The following is a 25,766-nucleotide window of genomic DNA, read 5'->3' on the forward strand; positions in this document are numbered from 1 at the left end:
AAAACGGGTCCGGTGGGGCAATGTTTCCGCAGGTCAGTCGCGGTCCGCGAGAGTTACCTCGACGCCGCCAACCAAGTCACTGCAGAGGTTGTAGATGAACGATCCAATGGTGACGAGCGCCGTGAACAACACCATGTTCGCCAAACCGATCACCGCGGAATAGCCGAAGACTTGCCCCGCCGTCACCAGTCCGTCGGATCCGCCATCGGACACGATGTCCGTAAACGCGTTGTTCAGGCGGTCCCAGACGCCCATGCCGTCCAAAACGACGTACAGAAGTCCGACGGCCACCATCCACACGAAGAAAAGTGAAACCGAGATCACAGAAGTGATCTTGAGTGTGGACCATGGATCGATACGGCGGATCTGCACAGTCGCCCGCAACGGAGTCCCATTGGACGCCGCCGCGACGGCAGCGACGTGATTTTTATCACCGACAGCTGCCTGTGGCAGTGGATGCTTCGCCTCGGAGAGGTCCGGCATGTCCTTCGGCAAATCCTTACGGCTGATATGCCGAGTCGGACCGTCGATGGCCGCAGCCTTGGCCCGGGGACCGGCCGGAGCATTCGGCGGCGCAACCTGCTTGTTCGCCACAGCGTTATTTGCCACGGTCTTATTTGCCACAGTCTTGTCGGCGACGGTCTTGTTCGCGACGGTCTTGTTGTCGACCGCGTTGTTCATGACCTTCGGCGCCGCTGTTCCCGTGACTACCGGCCGAGCCGGCGGCTGCGACGGACCTCCAGGACCCGCTGGTCGCTGATTCGGCGGACCGACCGACGGTTTCCCGGCAGCCGGCGGCGGTCCCTTGCGAACCTCAGGTCCCTTACGAACATCGGGTCGCGGCGCAGCCGGACGGGTGATGTTGGTCTGGGGTTCGCGCTGCTGAGCAACAGGCTGTTGAGATACCGGCTGTTGCGGACCCGACTGCTGCTGACCGCGCTGCCACGGTGGCGCCTGGTTACCCCGAGCCTGATTGGCAGCCGCCTGATTAGCCGGTGCCGCTGGGGGCGTCGGCGCTTCAGGTGACTTCGGGGCAGCGGGAACATTCGGGGCAGCGGGAGCAGCCGGTGAACTCTTCCCAACCGCAGGCGGAGCCGACTTGTCGGCCACAGCCTTGGAATCGGCGGCAGAGCTGCTCGGCTTACCAGCGGCCGGGGGTTTCGATGCCTCAACGGGAGACGTCGAGCCCCCTGCACCCGCCGGAGCAGCTGACTGCTCCGGCTTCTGGGGCGTCGAACCGGAAGTGCTCGTGCTCTTCTGGTCACTGCCCGGCTGGTTGGGAGTGCTCACTAGGACTCCTTAGCTCCATCGGCATTGTCTGCGCTGTCGGTGTTTGCGGCAGCGATCTCTTCGGGTTCGTCGGCGTTGCGCGCAATTGCGAGCAAGGTGTCGCCTTCGCCGAGGTTCATCAGACGCACGCCCTTGGTCTGACGTCCAGCCTTACGAACCTGCTTGGCAGCTGTCCTGATGACGCCGCCGCCCGAGGTGATCGCGTACAGCTCGTCGTCGTCGTCGACGATGAGCGCTCCGACCAGAGTGCCACGTTTCTTGTCGTACTGAATGGTGAGCACGCCCTTGCCGCCACGGCCCTGCACCGGGTAGTCCTCCATGCTTGTGCGCTTGGCGTAACCACCGGAAGTCGCGACCAGCAGGAACTTGCCTTCACGAACGACGTTGAGCGAAAGCAGTTCGTCCTCACCGTTGAAGCGCATGCCCTGAACACCGGAGGTAGCGCGGCCCATGGGACGCAATGCCTCGTCGGTTGCCGAGAAGCGGATCGACTGGCCCTGTGCCGACACGAGAAGCAGATCGTCGTCGGCGGAGCAGAGAACAGCACCGACCAGTTCGTCCTCGTCACGCAGGTTGATCGCGACGATGCCACCGCTGCGGTTGGAATCGAAGTCCGTGAGCTTGGACTTCTTGACCAGACCGTTTCGAGTAGCGAGGACCAGATAGGGCGCGTCTTCGTACGTCTTGATCTGGATGACGGACTGAATGCGCTCGTCCGGCTGGAAGGCCAGAAGGTTGGCTACGTGCTGACCACGCGCCGTGCGGCTGGCCTCGGGCAGTTCGTATGCCTTGGCACGGTAGACGCGGCCCTTCGTGGTGAAGAACAGCAACCAGTCGTGCGTCGACGTGACGAAGAAGTGCGAGACGATGTCGTCCTGCTTGAGGCCGGCGCCCTGAACGCCCTTGCCGCCGCGCTTCTGCGAGCGGTACAGGTCGGTCTTGGTGCGCTTGGCGTAGCCGGTCTCGGTGATCGTGACGACAACGTCCTCGCGGGCGATGAGATCTTCGTCGTTGACGTCACCGTCGGCGGCGATGATCCGGGTACGACGGTCGTCGCCGTACTTGTCGACGATTTCCTTGAGCTCGTCACGAACGATCGCGCGCTGACGCTCAGGCTTGGCCAGAATGTCTTTGTAATCGGCGATTTCGATCTCGATCTCAGCCAATTCGTCGACGATCTTCTGACGCTCGAGGGCGGCCAGACGACGCAACTGCATCGCGAGGATCGCGTCGGCCTGAATCTCGTCGACGTCGAGGAGGTTCATCAATCCGGCCCGAGCGACGTCGACGGTCTGCGACGCACGGATCAAGGCGATGACCTCGTCCAAGGCGTCGAGAGCCTTGACCAGACCACGCAAGATGTGAGCGCGCTCTTCGGCCTTGCGGAGCAGGTACTGCGTGCGACGGACGATGACCTCGAGCTGATGCGTCGTGTACAGACGGATCATCTGGTCGAGGCGCAGTGTGCGTGGAACACCGTCGACGATGGAGAGCATGTTGCAGCCGAAGCTGGTCTGCAACTGTGTGTGCTTGTACAGGTTGTTCAGTACAACCTTGGCAACAGCGTCACGCTTGACGGTGACAACGATGCGCATGCCGACGCGGTCGGAAGACTCGTCGTGAATGTCGGAGATGCCGGCGATCTTGGCGTCACGAACCTGATCCGCGATGGAAGTGATCAGGTTGTCCGGGTTGACCTGGTACGGCAGTTCGGTGATGACAATTGTGGTGCGGCCCTTGGCATCTTCTTCGACCTCGACCACACCGCGCATACGGACGGAGCCGCGGCCGGTGGTGTAGGCGTCCTGAATTCCCTGGCCACCCACGATGAGGCCGTGCGTCGGGAAGTCCGGTCCCTTGACCCGCTCCATGACGGCAGCGAGCGTGGATTCCTCGTCGGCTTCGTAGTTCTCGAGCGCCCAGTAGATGGCGTCGGCAACTTCCCGCAGGTTGTGCGGCGGAATGTTGGTGGCCATACCGACGGCAATACCGTTGGAGCCGTTGATCAGCAGGTTCGGGACACGGCTGGGAAGAACCGTGGGTTCCTGCGTCTTACCGTCGTAGTTCGGCGTGAAATCAACTGTCTCATGGTCGATTTCACGAAGCATCTCCATCGCGAGAGGCGTGAGACGGCACTCCGTGTAACGCATGGCGGCAGCGCCGTCGTTGCCGCGGGAACCGAAGTTGCCCTGACCGTCGACGAGGGGATACCGCAGCGACCACGGCTGGGCCATACGGACCAGGGTGTCGTAGATCGAGGAGTCGCCGTGGGGGTGGTAGTTACCCATGGTCTCGGCGACCGGACGGGCAGACTTCACATATCCGCGATCAGGGCGATTGCCGGTGTCGTACATCGCGTACAGCACGCGGCGGTGCACGGGCTTGAGGCCGTCGCGCACATCCGGCAGAGCACGACCGACGATGACGCTCATGGCGTAGTCGATGTAGCTGCTCTGCATTTCCTGCTGGATGTCGACCGGTTCGATGCGGTCGTGCTGCGGTCCGTCCGGTGGCAACGTGGTGTCGGTCATGAGTTCACTTTCTTAAAGAAGATGGTGGGCGCAAGCGCAGGTGCTACACGTCGAGGAAACGGACGTCCCTGGCATTACGGATGATGAAGCTGCGCCGAGCCTCGACGTCCTCACCCATCAACACGCTGAACAGTTCGTCGGCAGCAGCCGCGTCGTCCAACGTCACCAGACGCAGAACACGCACCGTCGGGTCCATCGTGGTTTCCCACAGCTCCTTGGCGTTCATCTCGCCAAGGCCTTTGTAACGCTGGATACCGTCGTCCTTGTTGATCTTCTTGCCGGATTCGAGACCAGCCTTGACCAGGACGTCGCGCTCACGATCGGAGTACGCGAATTCCGGCTCACTGCGCTGCCACTTCAGCTTGTACAGCGGCGGCTGGGCGAGGTACACGTGACCGTGCTCGACCAGCGGGCGCATGAAGCGGAACAGCAGTGTGAGCAGCAGCGTCGCGATGTGCTGACCGTCGACGTCGGCGTCGGCCATGAGCACGATCTTGTGATAGCGCAGCTTCGCGATATCGAACTCGTCATGGATGCCGGTGCCGAAGGCGGTGATCATCGACTGGATTTCGGTGTTCTTCAACGCGCGGTCCAGGCGGGCCTTCTCGACGTTGAGGATCTTGCCGCGGAGCGGCAGAATCGCCTGGTACATCGAGTCGCGGCCGGACTTGGCCGAGCCACCTGCCGAGTCGCCCTCCACGATGTAGATCTCGGACTTCTCCGGATCGTTGGAGCGGCAGTCGGCAAGCTTGCCTGGCAGGCCACCGAGATCGGTAGCGCTCTTACGGCGAACCAATTCGCGGGCCTTACGAGCGGCAATACGAGCCTGCGCCGACGAGACCGCCTTGTTCACGATGGTCTTGGCGTCGGCGGGGTTGGCCTCGAGCCAGTGCTGAAGATGCTCGTTGCACGCCTTCTGCACGAAGGACTTGACCTCGGTGTTACCGAGCTTGGTCTTGGTCTGGCCCTCGAACTGCGGTTCACCGACCTTGACGGACACGATGGCGGCAAGACCCTCACGGATGTCGTCACCGTTGAGGTTCTGCTCTTTTTCCTTGAGCAGCTTCTTGTCACGGGCGTACTTGTTGACGACCGTGGTGAGCGCTGCGCGGAAGCCCTCTTCGTGCGTTCCACCCTCATGCGTGTTGATGGTGTTGGCGAAGGTGTGCACGGACTCCGAGTAACCGGAGTTCCACTGCATCGCGACCTCGAGCTCGTGGCCCGTGCCCTTGGCCGTGAATCCCACAACAGAGTTGTGGATGGGGCTCTTGGACTTGTTGATGTGACGGACGTAGTCCTCGAGTCCACCCGGGTAGTGGTAGACGCGGGTCTTGGCCTTACGCGGAGCGGCAGCAGCCGCTTCCTGAGTCTCGGCTGCTGACTTCGGTGCCTCGGCGACGTCGATAGCTTCGTCGTCGACGTCGATGACCTCGGCGCGCTCGTCGGTCAGCGTGATGGTCAGGCCCTTGTTGAGGAAGGCCATTTCCTGCAGACGACGCGCGACGGTCTCGAAGTTGTATCGGGTGGTCTCGAAGATCTCGGGATCGGCCCAGAAACTGACGGTGGTACCGGTCTCCTTCGTCGGAGCGCCCTGTACGAGCTCTCCCGGCTTGGAATCGGTGTACGTCTGCTGCCACTCGTAGCCGTCGACCTTGATGTCGACGTCGAGCCTGGTGGACAGCGCGTTGACCACCGAGATACCGACGCCGTGCAGACCACCGGAGACGGCATAGGAATCGGAGTCGAACTTGCCGCCGGCGTGCAGCTGGGTCAGCACGACCTCGACGGTGGGAACCCCGGAGGCGTGCATTCCGACCGGAATGCCACGGCCGTCGTCGACGACGCGAATGCCGCCGTCTTCGAGGAGGGTTACCTCGACCTTGCTGGCGTATCCGGCCATCGCCTCGTCGACCGAGTTGTCGACGACCTCCCAAATCAGGTGGTGCAGGCCGCGTTCACCGGTGGAACCGATGTACATGCCTGGGCGCTTACGTACCGCTTCCAGTCCTTCGAGGACTGTGATGGACGACGCGTTGTAGTCCTTGCTGGAAGTGCTTGTATCTGACTTCTGGGCAGCCACGGGTGGGTAGCTCTCCTTCTCCGTCAATACTCGAGCGCAGCCGTCAGCAAGCCCTTGCGGGTGTCGTCGGAGCGGGTTCGAGAATGTTGCCGCTAGTTACCGAAGACCATCTTACTGGTAAGCACCGACAGGAACCGGCCAATGACACCCCTGGTTGCGCCGCAGACGAATTTTTACGATCCCCTGAAGGTGAAACGCTAGGAAGTTTGCTTCTCCGAGCGACGCTCTCTCAGGCTCGCGATAAAGGCCTGCGCATGTTCGGCAACCTTGTCGGCGTGCGAAATCGGCGACCAATGGCCGGCCAGGATTTCGGTCCGTCGCAGGTCGGAGACCCATTCTTCCGTGTCCTCGAAGCCCACCGGCCGAACTGCCCTGTCGTACTTGTTCAGAATCAACTGAACCGGAACGTCCGTGTACCGTTCCCGTGGTTTGCCCAGAGCGGGCCGGATATTCGCCCGATACAACTTGAGACCGTTGACCATGTCGTCGGCAACCGTCGGCGCGGTCCCCACCAATTTCGGGTCCAGACCGTCGAAGAATCCGAGAAACGCCGGCCAGTGCTTGGAAAACCACAGCCGCAACGGCACCGTGCACAGACCTGGAACCTGAAACAGCACCGTGTACGCCGACGCCACCGCTTGGGCGGCCGGTCCGCGGAATCGCCGCTTGGACGCACTGGAACGGATCCATTTTCCGAGATGGTCGAGATTCGGTCCTGAAATGGAACTGAAGGATGCGATCTTCTCCTCGGCACCCGGCTCGCAGACGGCCTCCCAGGTTTCGACGGATCCCCAGTCATGAGCAACGACGTGAACCGGCTTGTTCGGACTGACCGCATCGATCACGGCAAACAAATCACCGGCCATCGCACTGAGTTGGTAGTCCTGCACTCGCGACGGGATCGTGCTCTCACCGGCTCCGCGGCTGTCATAGCTGACGACGCGGAAATTGTCGGCCAACAAAGGTACGACGCGATTCCACAGTTCGTGAGTGTCCGGCCACCCGTGAACGAGGACGATCGTCTCACCGTCTGCCCGGCCCTGCTCGAATACGGCAAGGCTGACCGCGCCGTTGGTGACGCTGCGGGCGGTTACGGCATGGAGCGGCGCATGCTTGGTCATCGGCAAACCCTTCGTAGCAGAGAAGAAAGTGGGGCGAGAAGAACTAGAGATCGAGTACCAGTCGTCCGCCGGCGGAACGCGACACACAGATCAGCATCTCGTTTTCCCGTTCGGCATCGGTCAGGCGGTTCTCGCGGTGATCCGGAAGTCCGGCGAGAACCTTGACGCGACAGGTTCCGCAGAAGCCTTGCTGACACGAGTAGCCGACACCGGGCAAGGTTTTCCTGACAACTTCGAGTGCCGACTGATCCGCGTCCACGGTCAACACTTCGCCGGAGCTGATCAGTTGTACTTCGAACGGAACCCCTCCTATGATTGGCGGTGCTCCGAATCTCTCGAAATGCAAAGCAGTGGAAGGTGTTTCCCGGAAACCTGTACGCACCGCGTCAAGCATGGGCGTCGGGCCACAGCAATACACAGCTCCCCCATCGGGAGCTTTATCCAGAAGATCCGCGGCAGTGGGTAATCCGAACTCTTCGTCAGGCCGCACGAACACCCGTTCCGGATCCCAGGTTGCGATCTCCCCGAGGAACGGCATGGACTCACGAGAGCGGCCCGAGTATACGAAGTACCAGTCCATGCCCAATTGCCTTGCAGCCCTGACCATTGCGATGATCGGAGTGATTCCGATACCACCGGCAATGAAGAGCGCACTGCCTTCACCGACAAAGGGGAACCCGTTGCGCGGTCCACGAACCGTCACGCGCTCGCCTGGCTGCAGTGCATGCATTTCGACGGAACCACCACCACCGTCGGAAATTCGGCGTACCGCGACGCTGTATCCCCAGCGGTCAGCGGGATCCCCACAGAGTGAATACTGTCGTCGCAGACCCGAAGGCAGATGGAAGTCCAGATGAGAACCGGGCTGCCACGGCGGAATCGGTGAGCCGTCAGCAGATTCGAAGCGCAAACGAACAACATTTTCGTCGGTCGCGACCACCTCACGCGTACTGACCACCATGTTCAGCGCGGTATCCGGGTTATGGCCGGCAATCCTCGGGTTGTAGTCGTAAGCCGTCAGAATACGAAGGTACTTGTCCGCCAACAACTCTGTGATCCACATAGCCCGATCGGGACGAGCACGACCCGCGAGATCCGGTGGTGCCTGATATCGCGGAAGACCGTCGTGCCCGATCAGGACGTCCTTGATCCTGGCAATCGACGGAATCATCGGGCCGCCGCCTGCGCAGCCGGCGAGGACGCCAGGTACTTCACTGCCTGAGCCGTCGAACCTTCCTTGCCGGGGTGATAAGACTTCGAGAAGTAGGTCGACATCCGCTTGACCAGCTCGAAACTGGTGGGGACTGTGCCGCGCTTGCCGGCTGCCACAAAATCGGAGAAGTGCGGACGACGCCGACTCGGCGCTTGGTTGGCAAGTTCAGGATCGTTGCGCATCAGGAAGCGGGTTCCTCTGATCCACAACCACACGATAACGGGCGTGACCAGGAGCTGAGTACGGATACGACGGGTTTCCCGCTTGTCGAAGTAGCGCATCACGTCGTACGCAACCGCTCGGTGTTCGACTTCTTCAGCTCCATGCCAGCGAAGCAGATCAAGCATGGTCGGGTGCATTCCGGCCCGATCCAGACCGTCGGCGTTGAGAACCCAGTCGCCGAGGAATGCCGTGATGTGTTCGATGGCCGCGATGATCGCCAGACGCTCAACCAGGTGATTCTCGGCCCGTCGTCCGGTCAGTGGACGTGGTCCGAGCAATTTCGAGAAGGTCCATTCCATCTGCTGCGTGTACGGCGTCGGATCAAGCCCGTTTTCCTTCAGATGGACCAGCACACCGCTGTGAGCGCCGGCGTGCATGGCTTCCTGACCGATGAAACCGACAACGTCGTCACGAAGCGTCTCGTCCTCGATGAGTGGAAGCGCTTCCTTGAACGTTTCGACAAACCACTCCTCACCGGCCGGGAGCAGCAGGTGCAGCACGTTGAGTACGTGAGTGCTGAACGGATCACCCGGAATCCAGTGCATCGGCAGGTCGGACCAGTCGAATTCGACATTGCGTGCCTGCAACAAGATGTGATCAGGCTCGGCGTGTACCTTGCTCGGCATCTGACTACCCCTTCATGCTCTGTGACACAGTTCACCCAGAACCAGGGTAACTGTAACATGAAGTAATAGGTACAACCAGGGCTTGCTCAGCCGTACGTATCGCGAGGTCCGCGACCTTTGACGTGCCTTTCGCCTTTACGCCAACTGGGCGCACTCGGCCCCGTGATCCGTAGTGTTTTCACGACGCCGTCACCCACCGCAACTGCGATTTTGGCCAGAATCTGGGACTGCATCATCCGCAATTGAGTCGCCCAGGCCGTCGACTCCGCCGAGATGCTCAGGACACCTTCACGGAGGGAAATGGGTTCGGCGTGCGCAGAGATGTCTTCTCCGACAACCTGCGGCCAGCGGCCGAGCACGGTGCCTTCGGACACTCTCGGCGACCAGCCGCGTGATTTGGACACCGCGCTGGTCAATGCTCCGAACGGTTGTGGATCGCGGGCATCCGGGCCGGGACCGGACCACCCGCCGCGTCGACGCGGCCTACCGCTGCCGAACTTGGGTGACGATCGACCTTGCCCGACGGCCTTCCCGTTGGCTTTAGCCGCAGCGCGGGCCTCCTCGAGGGCTCGGCGTGCCAAATCGATACCCCGAAGTTCTGGCTCTTTCTCGTCACTCACGATTTTCGACCCCCTCGGACAAGTCCGTCGTCGCAGACCGGTCTTTCGAGACTATCCGTGAAATACGACCTTCGGGCGTTTCGGATGCTTCGACGCCGAACTTGGCTGCCTCGAGTTCGCCGGGAACATCCTCCGGAACCGCGGCAGTGACGATGACCTGCTCAGCGGTGGCGGCGACCGCAGCCAACGCACGGCGACGGCGGCGATCCAATTCGGCAAAAACGTCATCGAGCAGCAGTACGGGGTCACTACCTTCTGTTCGTAGCAACGCGAACCCCGCCAGCCGCAGCGACAACGCAAACGACCACGATTCCCCATGGCTGGCAAAGCCTTTTGCAGGACTGTCCCCGAGAATCAGCTCGAGATCGTCGCGGTGCGGACCGACAAGGCACACACCCCGATCGATTTCCTTGGTTCGCATCACCGACAGTTCGTGATGGAAACGCTCCTCGAGGTATGCGACGTCATCGATTCCGGGAATCCTTGTGGGATCAGTGAATTCAGGGTCCAACGACGCTGCGAGGCTGCTGCGGTAGCGCATCGACGCGGGCCTGGATTCCGGCGCTATCGAGCGATACGACTCGGCAAGATGCGGCGCGAGGTCGTGAACCAACTCGAGGCGGCCGGCCAACAACTGCGCGCCGTGTGCAGCCAAATGTCCGTCCCACACCTCGAGGGTGGAGAGAACATTCTCGCCGCCACCCGAACCGCGTCGAAGTGCCCCACCTGCCGTTTTCAACAGCGCTGAGCGTTGACGCAACACCTTGTCGTAATCCGCACGCACAGCGGCCATTCGAGGGATGCGGAACGTCAGCAGTTCGTCGAGGTACCGTCGACGATCACCAGGATCGCCGCGAACCAACGACAAATCCTCGGGCGCAAACATCACGGACTGCAAGATCCCCAGAACTTCGCGGGGACGCCGCGCCGGCGACTGATTTATCCTGGCGCGGTTGGACTTTCCCTCGATCAACTCGACGTCAATGGTGAGTTCACGACCGGAGTTGACCACCGTTGCACCGGCAAAAGCGCTGGCCGAACCGCTGCGAATCATCGGGGCATCAGAAGAAACCCGATGAGACGACAGTGTCGACAAGTAGCCGAGCGACTCGAGGATGTTGGTTTTACCGTGCCCGTTAGAACCGAGGAACACAGTTGTTCCCGGTACCAGATCAAGTGTCAGGGAATCCCACGAACGGAAGTCCCGCAACGAGAATCTACGAACGAACACTCATGCCGCCCAACAGCAATAATCAGCCTGGAAGTCGAACCGGCATCAGCAGGTACGTGTACTCGCTCGAGGGCGCAGCAAAATTACCCGACTCGTCCGGCGTCGGATCTTCGTCGGTAGCCGGACGCAGAACTGCGGGACGGCTAGGCGTCGTGAAGCCGAACAGGACGTTCTCACTATGCAACGAGTTCAAGCCATCCGTGAGGTATCCGGGGTTGAACGCAATGGTCAACGGCTCACCCTGGAACGTTGCGTTGAGCGTTTCCTCAGCGCGGCCGGCGTCATCGCCACCAGCGGAGAGCAGCAGACCTTCGGAAGAGAACTGCAAACGCACCTGAGCGCCACGCTCTGCCACGAGTGCCACACGCTTGATGGCTTCGACCAGCGGAACAACCTCGACGGTTGCCATGGCTGTGTGCTGCGCCGGCAGAAGCTGGCGGAACTTCGGGAACTCTGCATCGAGGAGACGCGTCGTTGTGCGACGGCCGTCGTTGACGATGCCGAGGAGACCGTCGTTGCCGATGCTCGACCCGGAACCCAAAGCCAGCTCGACCGGCGAATTTGCGTTTCCGGCAAGTGTTTTCGCGGACTCTGACAAGGTCTTTGCCGGGATGAGAACCGCAGCCTCGACATCGGGGTTCGCCGGCATCCACTCGAGTTCGCGGACAGCAAGACGGAAACGGTCGGTCGCAGCCAGGACAATGGAATTCTGGGCAATCTCGACGCGAATACCGGTCAACATCGGCAGGGTGTCGTCTTTACCAGCCGCGATGGCAACCTGACTGATTGCTTCGGAGAACAGATCCACCGGGATTGAACCGGATTGCTGCGGGAGCGTCGGAAGCTGCGGGTAGTCCTCGACCGGCATCGTCGGCAGGGAGAACTTCGCGCTTCCGCACGAGATCAGAACGCGAGTGCCCTCGAGGGTGACATCAACAGGCTTGTTGGGCAGCGACTTGGTGATGTCAGCAAGGAGTCGACCGGAAACCAGGACCTGACCGACAGTGGTGACATCTGCGGAAACGCGAACCTGAGCGGAGACCTCGTAGTCGAAACCGGAGACGGTGAGTCCCTGTTCGGTTGCATCGAGAAGAACGCCACCGAGAACGGGAACAGGCGGCCTCGAGGGGAGGCTACGAGCAACCCACGCTACTGAATCTGCGAACTCTTCCCGGGATACGCGAAACTTCAGGCTTCCAAGCTCCATCGCCGGGTGATTCCTCTCGGTAGGCATGTTCTGGTGACAGCAAGTCTGGCACAGACGTCAGACGACAAGTCTGGCACAGCGGTGTGCGACGACAACCGTATGCCCTCGAGGGGCGATGAGGAAAGCCGAGACGAGGACGAGCGAGGCCTGGCCTGAGGTTCCTCACAGGAGTTGTCCACAAATCTACTTTTAAAGAGCTTTTCCTAGAAATTTCTCAGTAGTAGTAATAAGTCCTGTGCAATCTGTGGAGTAACGGTTGTCGATGCAGGTCTGCCCCCTCGAGGGCATGTGGACTTCTCGAGGACAGACTCGAGGAGCGATCAGGCCCCTCTGTGCACAGACGAGAAGTTTTCGGATTACTCCTCGAGATCTCCACAGACTTTGGAAGTTATCAACACAGTTATCCCCAGATGTGAATACTTTTGAGAAGAAACGACAGGTTCCCCAAAATCGGCGTGTCGCACCTTGGCGTGTCGCGAGTTTGGAGGAATGACTTACCTCGAGGGAAGCCCGGCCAACACAGCGGTGCCCCTCGAGGGAGGATCTCTCCCCCTCGAGGGGCACCGGCAAAATATGCAGGTCAGCGCTTGGAACGCTGCTTGATCCGAGCCGTCAACTCTTGTACCTGGTCGTACACCTTGCGACGTTCCGTCATTTCCTTACGGATCTTCTTGTCCGCGTACATGACGGTGGTGTGGTCACGCCCGAACGTCTGACCGATCTTCGGCAATGACAAATCCGTCAGCTCACGGCATAAATACATGGAGATCTGGCGTGCCTGAGCGAGCGGACGCGCCTTACCCGGCCCACAGAGGTCGTCGATCGACATATTGAAGTATTCGGCCGTCACGGCCATGATCGTCGCCGCATTGATCTCGAGGCTCGACGAATCGGGCATCAGGTCCCGAAGGACAACCTCCGCCAACGTGAGATCCAACGGCTGCCGGTTGAGCGATGCAAAGGCGGTGACACGAATCAGCGCGCCCTCGAGTTCGCGGATGTTGCGCTCGATCCGGCTGGCGATCAGCTCGAGGACATCATGTGGCACCTCGAGGCGGTCCATCCGCGCCTTCTTGCTCAAGATCGCGATACGCGTCTCGAGTTCCGGCGGTTGGACGTCGGTGATCAGGCCCCATTCGAATCGCGTTCGCAGACGCTCCTCGAGGGTTGCCAACTGCTTGGGTGGCCGGTCGGAGGAGACGACGATTTGTTTGTTCGCGTTGTGCAAGGTGTTGAAGGTGTGGAAGAACTCTTCCTGGATACCTTCCTTGCCTTCGATGAACTGGATGTCGTCGACGAGGAGGACGTCTGTCTCGCGATAACGGCGCTTGAATGCCACCTTGCGGTCGTCACGAAGACTGTTGATGAAGTCGTTCGTGAACTCTTCGGTGGAGACGTACTTCACGCGCATACCGGGAAAGAGCCGTTGCGCGTAGTGACCGGCCGCGTGCAGCAGGTGCGTCTTGCCGAGCCCGGACGCGCCCCAGATGAAGAGTGGGTTGTACGCGCGGGCAGGCGCCTCCGCGATCGCGACCGCGGCAGCGTGTGCAAACCGGTTGGAGGAACCGATGACAAACGTGTCGAAGGTGTACTTCGCGTTGAGGCTGTTTGCACCGGAGTTCGACGAGGACGGCGTGGCCGGTGGTTTGGTGAAGTACGACGGCCACGATTCGTGAACACTCGCCAATGCTTCGCGGTCGTCGTCGACCTCTTCGCTCTCGGCGGTTTCGGAATCGGACGGTTCCCCGTCGCCTTCGGTGAATCGGCGTCGACGGTAAGCGCCGGAACTACTGACCGACTCGAACTGCCGGCTGCCGGTGCGCTCTTCCGGTTCTGCCGAATCTTCGTCGGGAGGAGCGATACGGACGCCGAGGCCCTCGACCTGGCCGCCGAGATGTCGTCCGAGTGCTTGCAGAATCGGTTCACGCAGATCGCGCTCGATGGTCTCCTGAGCGAAGGACGACGGAACCGAGAGGAGTGCAAATCCTTGCGCGAGTGTGAGTGGTCTCACCAGGCGGACGAATGCCTTCTGCTTACTGCTCAGTATCGGAAGATCGTTCCCGGGGTCATCACTCGTGAGTTCTGCAACCACGTCGACCCAGGCACGTTCGAGCGCGTTGGGATCGTCGTTCACGTGGTTCCTTCCGTGTTTCACCGACAGCGAGTGCGCTGGCGCTACCGAGCACGTTGCTGCGGCATGGATGTTCGGTGGTGGGGATGTGCGCTGGTGTGACACTTTTGTTATGTCTGCTGGTGTGTCTGCCACCTGAGGTGAGAAACCTCGTAACAGCCTACGAATATGCCACCTGAACTGTGTTTCCACACAATTATCCACAGATGTGGACAAACGTGCACCGAGTCGGTTTATTTGTGGGATATTTCCCGAAAATCCAGCGCGAAGTCGATCTACCTGGCTTTTTGCCGTAACTCGAGGCGTTGGACACTCGGGGGTAGCGATGCGTTGATACTCACAGCCCTGTGGATGAATGTGAAAACTCGGGTTTCCCTGTCGAAACCCGAAGCCCGGACCGAACGTGCAGATGAGGCCTTGTCGAGTGGTTCTCCGCCGGAATTGCGTACACCGGGTTTTGTATGCTCCGAGCACCGTTGCGAAAATGTTGCCAAGGTCACACTCCGGGTCTCGCTCGAGGTCAAGGGCCTATGCACATCAGGGTTCGAAAATTGGGGATTTGCGCACTTTCGGCGTGTCGCTTCTTCTTGGGTGGAGCGTCCGTCGAATGCGCTGGTTTGACCTTGGCAACGGTGGTAAGTAACCTCGAACAGTCACCCGCTGGTGGTGATCGTTTCGTGCTGACTACATATGTCGGGTCGGAAGGATTATCCAAGCCGCTTGTCGGGTGGAGAAGACCGTTAGATCCAAGGCGCTCAGGTGGCGCCGATCAATTAGAGGGCGCCGGGAGGCGCCAATGAACTTCGAGGAGTGTTGACCGTGGCCAAGGGCAAGCGGACGTTCCAGCCGAATAATCGCCGCCGCGCGCGTGTTCACGGCTTCCGTCTTCGTATGCGTACCCGTGCGGGTCGTGCAATCGTTTCGGCGCGTCGCCGTAAGGGCCGCGATTCCCTGACAGCCTGATCTGATTCTGAGATCAGGAGCTCGGGGTGTTGCCTGAGCCGTACCGGTTGCGCCGCCACTCGGATTTTTCCGTGGCGGTGCGACGTGGTCGTCGTATGGGAAGACGCGACCTTGTCGTGCACGCGTTTGATCGCGAGCAAGTAGAGGCGCTGGTAGTAACAAATCACGGTCCCCGATTCGGGCTGATCGTGAGCAAGGCTGTCGGGCCGGCGGTGATTCGACATCGAGTCGCACGCCGGCTTCGTCATATATGTGCAGACCTCGCGCCCCACGTTTCACCGGAAACAGATGTGGTTATCCGAGCACTTCCGGGTAGTGCGACCGCCAGTTCCGCTGAGTTGGCCAAGCAGCTGCGCGCAGGTCTGGGCAAAATGAATCTATTGGTGTCGGTAAGTGAAGAGCCATGAGTACTCCGCTCGATGAGCAGATCGAAACTCCCCCAGCCTCCCGTTTTCTGACGGTTTTGAAGGCTGTGCGTCGCGCTCCCGCCACTGTTCTTATCTTCTGTATCGAGTTGTACCGGACGTATGTGTCGCCTCTGAGGATGCCGACCTGCCGGTTCACGCCCACCTGTAGCGAGTATGCGGTGGATGCCCTCCGTACGCACGGGGCGATCAAAGGCCTTTTCTTGACTGTGGTGCGGTTGGCGAAGTGTGCCCCCTGGCATTCTGGAGGGTGGGACCCCGTTCCGCCCCGTCGTGGCCGTGATGCGGGTTGCCGCCACCGCGGTCCTATGGACGAACAGAGGAGTACTTAGAGCCGTGCTCAATTTCATTTACTATCCGGTATCCGCGATTCTGTGGGTCTGGCACAAGGTCTTCGGGTTCATTCTCGGCCCGGACAACGGAATAGCCTGGGCGCTCTCCGTGGTGTTCCTGGTGTTCACCTTGCGTGCGGTTCTGTACAAGCCGTTCGTGAAGCAGGTCCGCACGACCCGCCAGATGCAGGAACTGCAGCCGCAGATCAAGGCACTGCAGAAGAAGTATTCGGGCGACCGTCAGCGCCAGGCCGTCGAGATGCAGAAGCTCCAGAAGGAGCACGGATTCAACCCGATCATGGGCTGCCTCCCAGTCTTGGCTCAGGCCCCGGTGTTCATCGGTCTGTTCCACGTCCTGCGCTCGTTCAACCGCACCGGCACCGGTATGGGTCAGCTGGGCATGAGCGCCGAGGACAACCTCAACACCCCGAACTACGTCTTCTCGGCCACTGACGTCCAGTCGTTCCTGGATGCTCGTCTGTTCGGCGCGCCCATCTCGGCGGCAATCACGACGCCGGTCGCGCAGCTTCAGGCTTACGTCACCGAGAACGTTCCCGAGCTGCCGTCGCGTCTGAACATCATTCTCGTGGCCGCTCCGCTGATGATCATCGCCAGCATCGCGACGCACTTCAACTCCCGCGCTTCGGTTGCTCGCCAGTCCGAAGCCGCCGCAGCGAACCCGCAGTCCGCGATCATGAACAAGCTCGCGCTCTACGTTTTCCCGCTCGGTGTTCTGGTCGGTGGACCGTTCCTGCCCATCGCAATTCTGCTGTACTGGGTGTCCAACAACATCTGGACCTACGGTCAGCAGCATCTCGTGTTCCGCAAGATCGACGCCGAAGAAGAAACAAAGAAGCAGGAAGCGATCTCGCGTCGAAACGACAATGCTCCCAAGCCTGGTGCCCGTCCCAATCCCGCCAAGAAAAAGGGATCTCCGGCCGCGCTGAGTGCGACGGAATCAGCAAACGAATCCGAGTTGCCCGAGGTATCCCTCAACAAGGCCGATAAGCCTGCGGCCAAGCCCACCGGTTCAGGGGGTGGCGGCGCTTCGTCGAAACCCAAACAGAACCGGCCACAGAGCAATCGCGGTAACTCTCCCAAGCGCAATAAGCGGCGATGATCGAGGAAAGAGAACGACCAATGTCCAGTGAAGCTGACACCGCTTTGGATGGAGAAAACGCAGACGTGAGCACTGAAATCGCTGCGCCCGTTACCGACGTCGAAGACTCGGACGTTGAAGATTCAGACATCGACGACTCCGACGACGACCTGATCGAAGAAGGCGAAATCGCCGGCGACTACCTCGAGCAGTTGCTCGACGTACTCGACTTCGACGGGGATATCGACCTGGACGTCGAGGGCGATCGTGCGATCGTCAGCATCGACGGTGGCGACGATCTGACCAAGCTGGTTGGTCGCAAGGGTGAGGTTCTCGACGCTCTCCAGGAATTGACCCGTCTGGCCGTCCAGCAGTCCACCGGCGAACGTAGCCGCCTGATGCTCGATATCGCCGGCTGGCGTGCTGGGCGCCGCGAAGCACTCAGCGCTCTCGGTGCCGAGGCTGCTGCACGTGTTCTCGAAACCGGTGAGCGTGAAGAACTGGCGCCGATGACGCCGTTCGAACGCAAGATCGTGCACGACGCCGTCGCCAAGGTGAAGGGCGTATCGAGCGAGAGTGAGGGTGCTGAGCCGTCACGCCGAGTGGTTGTCTTGAAGGACTGACCCTCCCCTCAGCAGTACAAGAATGCGAGCCCCGGATTCAATCCGGGGCTCGCATTCTTTTCTATTTGTCGACTATCGGTTTCACGTGAAACGGAGGCCCTCTTCAGAAGTTTCGTGAACGATCACCTCGTTGTCGATACCCGTCACCACCGACACGAATGTGACACTCCGTGTGTCGATCACTGTTCGACGGACAACCTCGATGTCGATCAGGTCATCTTCGGGACCGATCTGTGACGGCAAAAGCTCGTCAGTGGGAACGGATTTCGAATCTCAGTCGGCTCCGGCGGAGGTAGCCGCAGAGTGCTGTCGCCGTATCGGATCGGCTTCATTCGCGCCTTCCTAACCGAAGTCGCGAACAGGCTACCGATTGTCCCCTCCCCCTGTTGGCTGTTCCTGGCCATCATGAAGTGAGTTGAACTCGCGAACCTCCGCGGCAGTGATCGGAGCTCGTTTGCTAGCGCCTCCATGAACGCGAGCCATGTGTCGCTAAGTGTCAGCGTGAGAATGTATCCCGCAGCAATTCTGCGCCGCATGGTTTCACGTGAAACGCCTCACCGAAAAACCAACAAATTAGAGAAATTCAGCGATGAATCTGGCCCATACAGGACCCCTACCTAGTTTCGTCACTGTGATGATATTTTCCGAGAAGGTGTCCTTTTTGAGGAGGATGTTTCACGTGAAACCTGGCGCGACCGCGATTGAGTTGGCAGACTCACAGCGAGTCGATGCGTAGAAGTGAACACTTGTCGGTGATAACACGGATAATAACTTTGGTCTTGATTGTTGATTTCGCGGCATACGCGGGAGGATGTTTCACGTGGAACAAAATGGTGCGGCGTCGGTTGACTGGGATGAACAAGCGACTGCGCGCGCTGTGTTCGGCGATCGATACGACATTGCAGAACGCTATTACCAATCTCTGGCAACGGACGGCGTCGAGCGCGGGCTCATCGGACCTCGCGAGGTGCCGCGTCTCTGGGAACGTCACTTGCTCAACTGCGCTGTCATTGGTGAGTTGATCGCCGAAGGTGAGTCCGTTGTCGATGTGGGAAGTGGAGCCGGGCTGCCGGGAATCCCTCTCGCAATCGCGCGACCGGATCTCAAAGTGACTCTGGTTGAACCGCTTCTACGACGGTCTGTGTATCTCGCCGAGTTCATCGAATCCAACGGATTGGATGTTCTGGTTGTTCGTGGACGCGCCGAGGAATCGGGTGTCGTGAAGGAAGCGGGCGGTGCCGACGTAGTGACGTCGCGAGCAGTTGCGCCGTTGGAAAAGCTGGCCCGTTGGTCACTCCCCCTCATACACGAGCATGGCCGAATGCTTGCCCTGAAGGGTTCGAGCGCTGCGGAAGAGATCGAGCGAGACCGCACCGCCCTGACCAAACTCGGCGCGGGAAAGTTCGAAATACTCGAGTGCGGCTCCGAATTTCTCCGGACACCCACAGTCGTTGTCAAGGCTGAGCGTCTCCCGAAACGGCGTCAGCGATGACGAAGGAAGTACACATGATGAGAGCACGCAGTGGTCGATTCGCAATCGAAGGAGCAGTTAATGTCGGGTCGATCTGAAGCCGTGGTTTCACCGGAAGTAGTTACTGAGCCCGAAGCAGTCACGTCGCCAGAGTCCGCTGTTTCACGTGAAACAGCGACGCCGCAACCGAGCGTGAACGCCGATCCGGTGATCAATGACGACGAGAATTTCACGGCTCCCTATTCCGGAATCTCGTCGGAAGAGACCCCGATCGGCGCTGCCGCTCACCGCGCAAGCCAGGTGCTGCACCCACATTCGGTGACGCTGCCCAAGCCGGCTTACCGTCGTGTCATCACGATTGCCAACCAGAAGGGTGGCGTCGGCAAGACAACAACAACCGTCAACCTTGCTTCTGCGCTTGCCCTCCAAGGGCTTACCGTCCTCGTGGTCGATTTGGACCCTCAGGGCAACGCCAGCACCGCGTTGGGTGTCGTTCACACCTCGGGTACCCCTTCGAGCTATGAACTCCTCATCGGCGAAGTGAAGGCCGTTGACGCGGTCCAGACAAGCCCGCACAGTGAACGGCTACTCTGCATCCCCGCGACCATCGATTTGGCCGGTGCCGAGATAGAACTGGTGTCGATGGTGGCTCGCGAGAATCGTCTCAAGGGTGCGCTCAACGAGAAGGTGCTCGCTGAGTTGGACGTGGACTTTGTCCTCATCGACTGCCCACCGTCTCTCGGACTTCTGACGGTCAATGCGATGGTTGCGGCCAAGGAAGTTCTGATCCCGATTCAGTGCGAGTACTACGCCCTCGAGGGTGTCGGGCAGTTGCTGCGAAACATCGAATTGGTGCAGGCACACCTGAACCCCGATCTGCACGTCTCGACCGTTCTGCTGACGATGTACGACGGTCGTACCAAGCTTGCCGACCAGGTGGCAGAAGAGGTGCGTAAGCACTTCGGCGACACCGTTCTCCGGGCCGTGATTCCCCGAAGCGTCAAGGTTTCCGAAGCCCCGGGCTACGGCATGACCGTTCTCGATTACGACCCGGGTTCACGCGGGGCAATGAGTTACCTCGATGCCGGCCGCGAATTGGCCGGACGCTCTGTCACCACTACGACGCAGGAGCAGTGAGATGAGCCAGGCACGTAAAGGCGGACTGGGCCGAGGCCTTGCCGCACTGATTCCTACCGGTCCGGCTACTGCACCAGGATTGGGCGCGGCGGCGGCAGACCTCATCATCGGCGGTGAAGTGGGAAGCGGTGAAATTGACGGCGAGAAAGCCAACCCCTCCCCTCCCCCACCGAAGACAGCGTCCCCGAAAACGGCAAAATCCAAAGCTGCTGCCGCAAAGACCGCGGTGTCGACTGCGGATGAACTCGAGTCTGAACTAGCACCCGCCGGGGCTGTCTATCTCGAGATCGAACCGAGTTTGATCGAAACCAACCCGAAGCAGCCGCGTCACGTTTTCGACGAGGAAGCACTTGCCGAGTTGGTGCATTCCATCCGCGAGTTCGGTTTGATGCAGCCGATCGTGGTTCGTCGCAACGGTGACAAGTACCAACTTGTCATGGGTGAGCGTCGCTGGCGTGCGAGCCAGGAAGCCGGCCTCGAGAAGATTCCGGCGATTATTCGTGAGACCGACGACGACTCGATGTTGCGTGATGCGCTTCTCGAGAACATTCATCGTGTTCAGTTGAATCCCCTCGAGGAGGCTGCCGCGTATCAGCAGTTGCTCGAAGAATTCGAAGTGACGCACGAGGAGTTGGCGAACCGCATCGGTCGCTCGCGCCCGGTCGTAACCAATATGATCCGTCTGCTGAAGCTGCCGGTGGCTGTCCAACGACGCGTCGCTGCGGGCGTTCTGTCGGCCGGGCATGCTCGTGCATTGCTCTCCCTCGAGGCGGGTGCCGACGCTCAGGAAGTGATGGCGGCACGCATCGTGGCGGAAGGAATGTCGGTCCGAGCGACGGAGGAAGCTGTCACTTTGGCCAACCGTGCGGACAATGAGATCGCTCCCCCGCAGAAGCGGAAGCCGATTGTGATGCCGGGTCTGCAGGATGTGGCGGAGCGGTTGTCCGACTCGTTCGACACTCGCGTGACGGTCAGTTTGGGTAAGCGGAAGGGCAAAATTGTGGTCGAGTTCGGCTCGGTGGACGACCTTCAGCGCATCGTGGGCATGATGGAAGCGCAGAAATCGAACAAGTGACGAAACGTCGACACCCAGTCATACCAGCTAGTTTCGTCACTGTGACAAAATGGCAACAGCGAACGCGTCATCACAGTGAAATGCATTGAACCGCAACAGTTTTGATGTGGGACGTGCAGTGACAGCGCAAACGGAGTTGTGGTGGCTTATTCTGGAGAAGGAAAACGCGTCGGGTGGGGCAAAAATGTGCGGCGGAGATCTACATGTTCGACAGAGACCAAAATTGAGATCGCGACCTACGGAAGTGAGTTAGCCAGTGTCGACTCACGTCATCACATCGCTGCGTCTTGACGGTCTCGATCAACTCTCGGCACACGCTCGACGATGCGTGTTCTGGGAGATGGATCCGGCGGCGCTTCACGAGGCGCGCGGATTCTGCGATCAGGAATTCGAAAAAGAAGCGTGGCTGTCGATGGTCATGCTCGAGTGGGGATCCTGCGGCCAGGTTGCGGTCAAGGACGGAAAACCACTCGGCAGTGCTCTCTATGCCCCTCCCCGCAGCATTCCGCGGGCGCAGATGTTTCCCACCAGTCCCGTCGGCTCCGACGCGGTTCTGCTGACCAGTCTTCGGCTGGAGCCGTCGGGCATCGAGGAAAGCCTCGGGCCGGCCCTCATTTCCGCTGTGGTGACCGATCTTGTCCGCCGAGGTGTTCGTGCGCTCGAAGCTTTCGGAATCCGCGCAGACGAGCAGGAGTCGGCTTCGGATATCGCGTCGGCAACTGCGGCACTGGAATGTTCACCCCAGGAATGCATGATCAGCGCAGATTTTCTCGAGGATTACGGTTTCGAGGTTGTCGCGCCCCATCATCGGTACCCGCGCTTGCGGCTCGAACTCAATCGGGACCACGAGTGGAAGGTCGACGTCGAGGAAGCCCTCGATCGACTCCTCCAGGCCGCGGCCCTCGAGATGATTCAGGTCGGTGAACTGACGCGCGTGTAGGAAACGCGCGTCAGTTGCGGTCCGATACCGAAAGTTCTTCTGCAAGAAGCTCGGCAAACGTGAACGTACCGGTGGGCTGATCGTCCTGCCCGAGCAGGTACAGGCGTTTGACCGAAATCAGGATAGCCTCGGCGATGGTGTCGCGCATACGCGGATTCGTAAGCACCGCAGCATCATTCGCATTGGAGAGGTACCCGAGGTCGATCTGTACCGTCGGCATGTTGGTCAACCGCAGCAATTCCCACGTGCGACCATGAGTCCTGTTGTCCTGCAACGGAGTTCGGGCAACGATCTCGCGCTGGACAAACCCGGTGAGAATCTGACCGATCTTCGAGACCGAACCGTGTGAATTTCCGAAATGGAAACTCGCCACACCGTTTGCCGACGGGCTGGGATTGCTGTCGCACCGCAGCGAGATCATCAGGTCTGCATCGAACGCGTTGGACGTCGATGCGCGATCGGCCTCGGACGGATCGACATTGTGCGGGCGCGAGAGGAACGTCTCCATTCCGGTTGCGGCCATCCGCCCCTCGAGGCGCATCGCAAGATCCCACAGCACATCGGACTCGGAGATACCGTTCACGATTGCTCCGGTGGACGGTCCGCCCAGACCGGGATCGATGACGATCCGCTTGCCGCCCAGCTGCGGGCCCTTGCGCCGGACCAGTTCTTCCTCGCTGATCGCGTGCGGTGAACCGCCTGTGACACGAGTTCCGAGAAGATCGAGAGAACGCAGAGTCTGGGGGCCGCAGATACCGTCGGCGGCAATGCCGATCTCACGCTGGAACGACGACAACGACTCGTGCGTCATCGGCCCGAAGAAACCGTCGACGCGCCCCGAGTAGAAGCCGAGATCCTGAAGTTTGGTCTGCAGAGCTGCCACGTCGTCGCCGTACAGCGGGGCGGACAGCTGGTAGATCAGAGTGCGGGCGCCCAAGCGGTACGACGCCTCACGAATGGACCGATACGTTGCCGGGCCCACGATGCCGTCCACAAGCAGCCCACGTTGCTGCTGGAAGGCACGAACGGCGCTGTCGAGGTGATGATCGAAGATGACGTCCGGCGCTACCCAATGGGCACCGTCGCCGCTTTCACGTCGAATGCTGGACGGGATGTGATGCAGATATCCCAGCTTCGTCAATGTGCCCCGAATCTCGGCGACGGCCGGGCCGTGATCACCGTGTCGGAGTCGATGCATGCGTGAAAACCTCTCAGATCGGCAAAAGAATTCGATCGATGTGCCTGGAAATGAATCTGATCAGGCACATCGATCGATTATCTCAGAAAACCTGGGGATTGCGAGAATCCCCCACGTTCACAGAGTACTCAGAGTACGTCCGAGAGTTCCTTGAGCAGCGCAGCCTTGCCCTTTGCGCCGACGATGGTTTTGACGGGCTGCCCGTCCTTGAACAGGATCAGCGTCGGGATCGACATGACCTGGAAGTCGCGAGCTGCGGCCGGGTTGGCGTCGATGTCGAGCTTGGCGATGGTCAGCTTGTCGCTGTTCTCACCGGCAATTTCCTCGAGGACCGGGGCGACCATCTTGCACGGGCCGCACCAGGTTGCCCAGAAGTCGACGAGAACGGGCTTGTCGCTGCCCAAGACGTCCTGCTTGAAGGAATCGTCGGTGATGGTGACGGTATTCGACACTGGTTACTCCTCGAGGGTTGTGAACGAGCGGGGATCAGGGGGCGCCGACGACGTCGACGGTATGACCGGCGGCATCGAGGGTGTTTGCGGTGATGTCGCCGCGGTCGGCGAGCCAGCGTTCGGCGTCGATCGCAGCGGAGCATCCGGTGCCGGCAGCGGTGATGGCCTGACGGTACGTGTGGTCGACCAGGTCGCCGGCCGCGAAGACGCCGTCGACGGATGTTGCGGTGGAACCGGGAGCGACGCGGACGTAGCCGGCGTCGTCGAGGTCTACCTGGCCCTTGACGAGCTCACTGCGGGGATCGTGGCCGATGGCTACGAACATGCCGGTGATCTCGAGGGTGGAGGTCTCGCCGGTGACGGTGTCGCGGACGACGAGGCCGGTGACACTGTTCTCGCCCAGAACTTCGATGGGTTCGGCGTTGGTGAGGAAGCGGATCTTCTCGTTGGCCTTGGCGCGCTCGAGCATGATGCGCGAGGCACGGAACTCCTCGCGGCGGTGCACGAGGGTGACCGAGCGGGCGAAGCGGGTGAGGAAGGTTGCTTCTTCCATAGCGGAGTCGCCGCCGCCGACCACCACGATGTCCTGGTCGCGGAAGAAGAAGCCGTCGCACGTGGCGCAGGCGCTGACGCCGCGGCCGAGGAGACGCTCTTCACCGGGAATCCCCAGGTAGCGCGCTGCGGCGCCCATCGCGAGGATGATCGCGTGCGCGGCGTACGTTTCGCCGTTCGCGACGACGGTTTTGATCGGGCCGCTCAGGTCGATCTCGTCGACGTCCTCGGTGCGGATGTCGGTGTCGAAGCGCAGAGCCTGCTCACGCATCTGTTCCATGAGGTCGGGTCCCATGATGCCTTCGCGGAATCCGGGGAAGTTCTCGACCTCGGTGGTGGTCATGAGAGCGCCGCCGAACTGGGTTCCCTCGAAGAGCAGGGGCTGGAGTTCAGCACGCGCGGTGTAGACACCAGCGGTGTATCCGGCGGGACCGGAACCGACAATGATGACGTCATGGACCGTGGGCTTGTTTTCCAGCTGGGTGGTCATGCGGGCCTTCCAGTAGTTAAGTGCAGGCCCGTCGATTCCCGAGAGCCGTACCGATCAACACCAGGATAAGGGGTGTTGTTCCCGGGCTCGTCGCAAAAGTGGCGAGGCGCTCAGCTGGGGTCGGCTGCATACGGCGCCACCAGGGCGGCCGCATTTCGACGCACCAGATCCGGATCGGTGCCGCGTTCGATCTGCCGGACGCCGGTATGGACTACCGCGTTGATCAGTTCGGCCATACCGGCCGGGTCGCCTGCGGAAAGCTCCTGCAGCGTGTGCAGCAGCGGAGTGACAAGATCGGCGTGCAGTGCCCGACTCTTCTCGTCGAACTTCGGGCCGGATGCAATCTGGCTCAGCGACGCCGCGATCGCATGCTCGCCATCTGCGGCCAAGGTCAGATTGGCGTCGACGTACGCGAGGATGCGACCGGCCGGCCCGTCGGCTTCGGCCATGGCCTTGGTCAACTTCTGTGACCACCGCGGGAACGAATCCTCGACCAGTGCGTCGAGTAGGTCCTGCCGGGAGTTGAAGTACTGGTAGACGCTGGATCGAGCCAGGCCGGCGCGCGCGGCTATCTCACCGAACGACGGGATGTCCGCGGTTCCTTCGGCAAGCACCTCACGGGCAGCGCTCAGAAGTGCATGACGCTGCGCTGCGCGATGCTCGCCGACGGTGGGGGCGTTGATCCGTGGCACGTGAACTCCCTTCGTACGCTGCTCGGTTGTCGAACAGCCTAGTGG

At 60.6% G+C, this 25,766-nt stretch carries 23 protein-coding genes; 9 read left to right on the forward strand and 14 right to left on the reverse strand.

From position 1 onward, the window contains the following. Positions 1–33: 33 nt before the first annotated feature. The 10 genes from ACFRFQ_RS12830 to dnaA all read right to left on the reverse strand — a co-directional run bounded on the left by ACFRFQ_RS12830 (position 34) and on the right by dnaA (position 14,275). Positions 34–1,290 carry a DUF3566 domain-containing protein gene (locus tag ACFRFQ_RS12830; RefSeq protein WP_378657750.1) on the reverse strand — a complete coding sequence of 419 codons (1,257 nt, stop codon included), beginning with the start codon at positions 1,288–1,290 and terminating at the stop codon, positions 34–36. Next, positions 1,290–3,821, reverse strand: a complete 2,532-nt coding sequence (gyrA, locus tag ACFRFQ_RS12835; protein WP_378657753.1) for a DNA gyrase subunit A — start codon at positions 3,819–3,821, stop codon at positions 1,290–1,292. The genes ACFRFQ_RS12830 and gyrA overlap by 1 nt, the downstream gene beginning before the upstream one ends. A 43-nt stretch (positions 3,822–3,864) precedes the next feature. Then, the gene (gene gyrB, locus ACFRFQ_RS12840; RefSeq protein ID WP_378657755.1) at positions 3,865–5,901 is read right to left on the reverse strand and encodes a DNA topoisomerase (ATP-hydrolyzing) subunit B; all 2,037 of its coding nucleotides are present in this window, start codon (positions 5,899–5,901) and stop codon (positions 3,865–3,867) included. Between the two features lie 197 nt (positions 5,902–6,098). After that, entirely contained in the window at positions 6,099–7,022 is a 924-nt protein-coding gene (locus ACFRFQ_RS12845) for an alpha/beta fold hydrolase (protein ID WP_378657758.1), read from the reverse strand. Between the two features lie 43 nt (positions 7,023–7,065). After that, positions 7,066–8,193, reverse strand: coding sequence for a PDR/VanB family oxidoreductase (locus ACFRFQ_RS12850; protein WP_378657761.1), 1,128 nt, complete (start codon positions 8,191–8,193; stop codon positions 7,066–7,068). Next, positions 8,190–9,083, reverse strand: a complete 894-nt coding sequence (locus ACFRFQ_RS12855; protein ID WP_378657763.1) for a metal-dependent hydrolase — start codon at positions 9,081–9,083, stop codon at positions 8,190–8,192. Before ACFRFQ_RS12855 ends, ACFRFQ_RS12850 begins: the two co-directional genes overlap by 4 nt. Before the next feature lie 86 nt (positions 9,084–9,169). Then, positions 9,170–9,703, reverse strand: a complete 534-nt coding sequence (locus tag ACFRFQ_RS12860; protein WP_378657765.1) for a DUF721 family protein — start codon at positions 9,701–9,703, stop codon at positions 9,170–9,172. Continuing rightward, positions 9,696–10,934 (reverse strand): DNA replication/repair protein RecF, encoded by a 1,239-nt coding sequence (gene recF / locus ACFRFQ_RS12865; protein WP_378657768.1) that lies wholly within the window; start codon positions 10,932–10,934, stop codon positions 9,696–9,698. Before recF ends, ACFRFQ_RS12860 begins: the two co-directional genes overlap by 8 nt. 22 nt (positions 10,935–10,956) lie before the next feature. Next, positions 10,957–12,141, reverse strand: a complete 1,185-nt coding sequence (dnaN, locus tag ACFRFQ_RS12870; RefSeq protein WP_378657771.1) for a DNA polymerase III subunit beta — start codon at positions 12,139–12,141, stop codon at positions 10,957–10,959. A gap of 580 nt (positions 12,142–12,721) precedes the next feature. Further along, positions 12,722–14,275, reverse strand: coding sequence for a chromosomal replication initiator protein DnaA (gene dnaA / locus ACFRFQ_RS12875; RefSeq protein WP_378657774.1), 1,554 nt, complete (start codon positions 14,273–14,275; stop codon positions 12,722–12,724). An 816-nt stretch (positions 14,276–15,091) separates the two neighbouring features. Between dnaA and rpmH the strand changes: the two genes are divergently transcribed. From rpmH to ACFRFQ_RS12920, 9 genes are all read left to right on the forward strand, one after another. Beyond that, positions 15,092–15,235, forward strand: a complete 144-nt coding sequence (gene rpmH, locus ACFRFQ_RS12880; protein ID WP_003942540.1) for a 50S ribosomal protein L34 — start codon at positions 15,092–15,094, stop codon at positions 15,233–15,235. Positions 15,236–15,261: 26 nt separating this feature from the next. Continuing rightward, positions 15,262–15,642 carry a ribonuclease P protein component gene (gene rnpA / locus ACFRFQ_RS12885; protein WP_378657777.1) on the forward strand — a complete coding sequence of 127 codons (381 nt, stop codon included), beginning with the start codon at positions 15,262–15,264 and terminating at the stop codon, positions 15,640–15,642. Next, on the forward strand, positions 15,639–15,992 hold the full coding sequence (yidD, locus tag ACFRFQ_RS12890) for a membrane protein insertion efficiency factor YidD (RefSeq protein WP_138871188.1): 354 nt from the start codon (positions 15,639–15,641) through the stop codon (positions 15,990–15,992). The genes rnpA and yidD overlap by 4 nt, the downstream gene beginning before the upstream one ends. 4 nt (positions 15,993–15,996) lie before the next feature. After that, a complete protein-coding gene (gene yidC, locus ACFRFQ_RS12895) occupies positions 15,997–17,112 on the forward strand; it encodes a membrane protein insertase YidC (RefSeq protein WP_378657781.1) in 1,116 nt (371 codons plus the stop codon). A gap of 20 nt (positions 17,113–17,132) precedes the next feature. Continuing rightward, positions 17,133–17,714, forward strand: a complete 582-nt coding sequence (locus ACFRFQ_RS12900; protein ID WP_378657784.1) for a protein jag — start codon at positions 17,133–17,135, stop codon at positions 17,712–17,714. An 811-nt stretch (positions 17,715–18,525) separates the two neighbouring features. Then, complete coding sequence (gene rsmG, locus ACFRFQ_RS12905; RefSeq protein WP_378657788.1) at positions 18,526–19,206, forward strand: 16S rRNA (guanine(527)-N(7))-methyltransferase RsmG; 681 nt, start codon at positions 18,526–18,528, stop codon at positions 19,204–19,206. Positions 19,207–19,266: 60 nt separating this feature from the next. Beyond that, entirely contained in the window at positions 19,267–20,322 is a 1,056-nt protein-coding gene (locus ACFRFQ_RS12910) for a ParA family protein (protein ID WP_378657791.1), read from the forward strand. Between the two features lies 1 nt (position 20,323). Continuing rightward, a complete protein-coding gene (locus ACFRFQ_RS12915) occupies positions 20,324–21,397 on the forward strand; it encodes a ParB/RepB/Spo0J family partition protein (RefSeq protein ID WP_378657793.1) in 1,074 nt (357 codons plus the stop codon). 256 nt (positions 21,398–21,653) lie between these two features. Beyond that, positions 21,654–22,337, forward strand: coding sequence for a GNAT family N-acetyltransferase (locus tag ACFRFQ_RS12920; RefSeq protein WP_378657795.1), 684 nt, complete (start codon positions 21,654–21,656; stop codon positions 22,335–22,337). A gap of 10 nt (positions 22,338–22,347) precedes the next feature. Here ACFRFQ_RS12920 and ACFRFQ_RS12925 read toward each other — a convergent pair whose 3' ends face one another. The 4 genes from ACFRFQ_RS12925 to ACFRFQ_RS12940 all read right to left on the reverse strand — a co-directional run bounded on the left by ACFRFQ_RS12925 (position 22,348) and on the right by ACFRFQ_RS12940 (position 25,721). Beyond that, on the reverse strand, positions 22,348–23,535 hold the full coding sequence (locus tag ACFRFQ_RS12925; RefSeq protein WP_033235298.1) for an N-acetylmuramoyl-L-alanine amidase: 1,188 nt from the start codon (positions 23,533–23,535) through the stop codon (positions 22,348–22,350). 128 nt (positions 23,536–23,663) lie between these two features. Then, on the reverse strand, positions 23,664–23,987 hold the full coding sequence (gene trxA, locus ACFRFQ_RS12930) for a thioredoxin (RefSeq protein ID WP_378657799.1): 324 nt from the start codon (positions 23,985–23,987) through the stop codon (positions 23,664–23,666). Positions 23,988–24,021: 34 nt separating this feature from the next. Continuing rightward, entirely contained in the window at positions 24,022–25,029 is a 1,008-nt protein-coding gene (gene trxB, locus ACFRFQ_RS12935; RefSeq protein WP_378657802.1) for a thioredoxin-disulfide reductase, read from the reverse strand. A 110-nt stretch (positions 25,030–25,139) separates the two neighbouring features. Continuing rightward, entirely contained in the window at positions 25,140–25,721 is a 582-nt protein-coding gene (locus tag ACFRFQ_RS12940; RefSeq protein ID WP_378657805.1) for a TetR/AcrR family transcriptional regulator, read from the reverse strand. Between the last annotated feature and the right edge of the window lie 45 nt (positions 25,722–25,766).

It is taken from the genome of Rhodococcus sp. NPDC056743, from assembly GCF_042790355.1.
Classification (GTDB): Bacteria; Actinomycetota; Actinomycetes; order Mycobacteriales; family Mycobacteriaceae; genus Rhodococcus_F.

Coding starts and splice junctions, on each gene's coding strand:
- gyrA (WP_378657753.1), bottom strand. CDS start 3,821: ATGACCGACACCACGTTGCCACCGGACGGACCGCAGCACGACCGCATC.
- ACFRFQ_RS12845 (WP_378657758.1), bottom strand. CDS start 7,022: ATGACCAAGCATGCGCCGCTCCATGCCGTAACCGCCCGCAGCGTCACC.
- ACFRFQ_RS12850 (WP_378657761.1), bottom strand. CDS start 8,193: ATGATTCCGTCGATTGCCAGGATCAAGGACGTCCTGATCGGGCACGAC.
- ACFRFQ_RS12855 (WP_378657763.1), bottom strand. CDS start 9,083: ATGCCGAGCAAGGTACACGCCGAGCCTGATCACATCTTGTTGCAGGCA.
- dnaN (WP_378657771.1), bottom strand. CDS start 12,141: ATGGAGCTTGGAAGCCTGAAGTTTCGCGTATCCCGGGAAGAGTTCGCA.
- yidD (WP_138871188.1), top strand. CDS start 15,639: ATGAGTACTCCGCTCGATGAGCAGATCGAAACTCCCCCAGCCTCCCGT.
- ACFRFQ_RS12900 (WP_378657784.1), top strand. CDS start 17,133: ATGTCCAGTGAAGCTGACACCGCTTTGGATGGAGAAAACGCAGACGTG.
- rsmG (WP_378657788.1), top strand. CDS start 18,526: ATGTTTCACGTGGAACAAAATGGTGCGGCGTCGGTTGACTGGGATGAA.
- ACFRFQ_RS12910 (WP_378657791.1), top strand. CDS start 19,267: ATGTCGGGTCGATCTGAAGCCGTGGTTTCACCGGAAGTAGTTACTGAG.
- ACFRFQ_RS12915 (WP_378657793.1), top strand. CDS start 20,324: ATGAGCCAGGCACGTAAAGGCGGACTGGGCCGAGGCCTTGCCGCACTG.
- ACFRFQ_RS12925 (WP_033235298.1), bottom strand. CDS start 23,535: ATGCATCGACTCCGACACGGTGATCACGGCCCGGCCGTCGCCGAGATT.
- trxB (WP_378657802.1), bottom strand. CDS start 25,029: ATGACCACCCAGCTGGAAAACAAGCCCACGGTCCATGACGTCATCATT.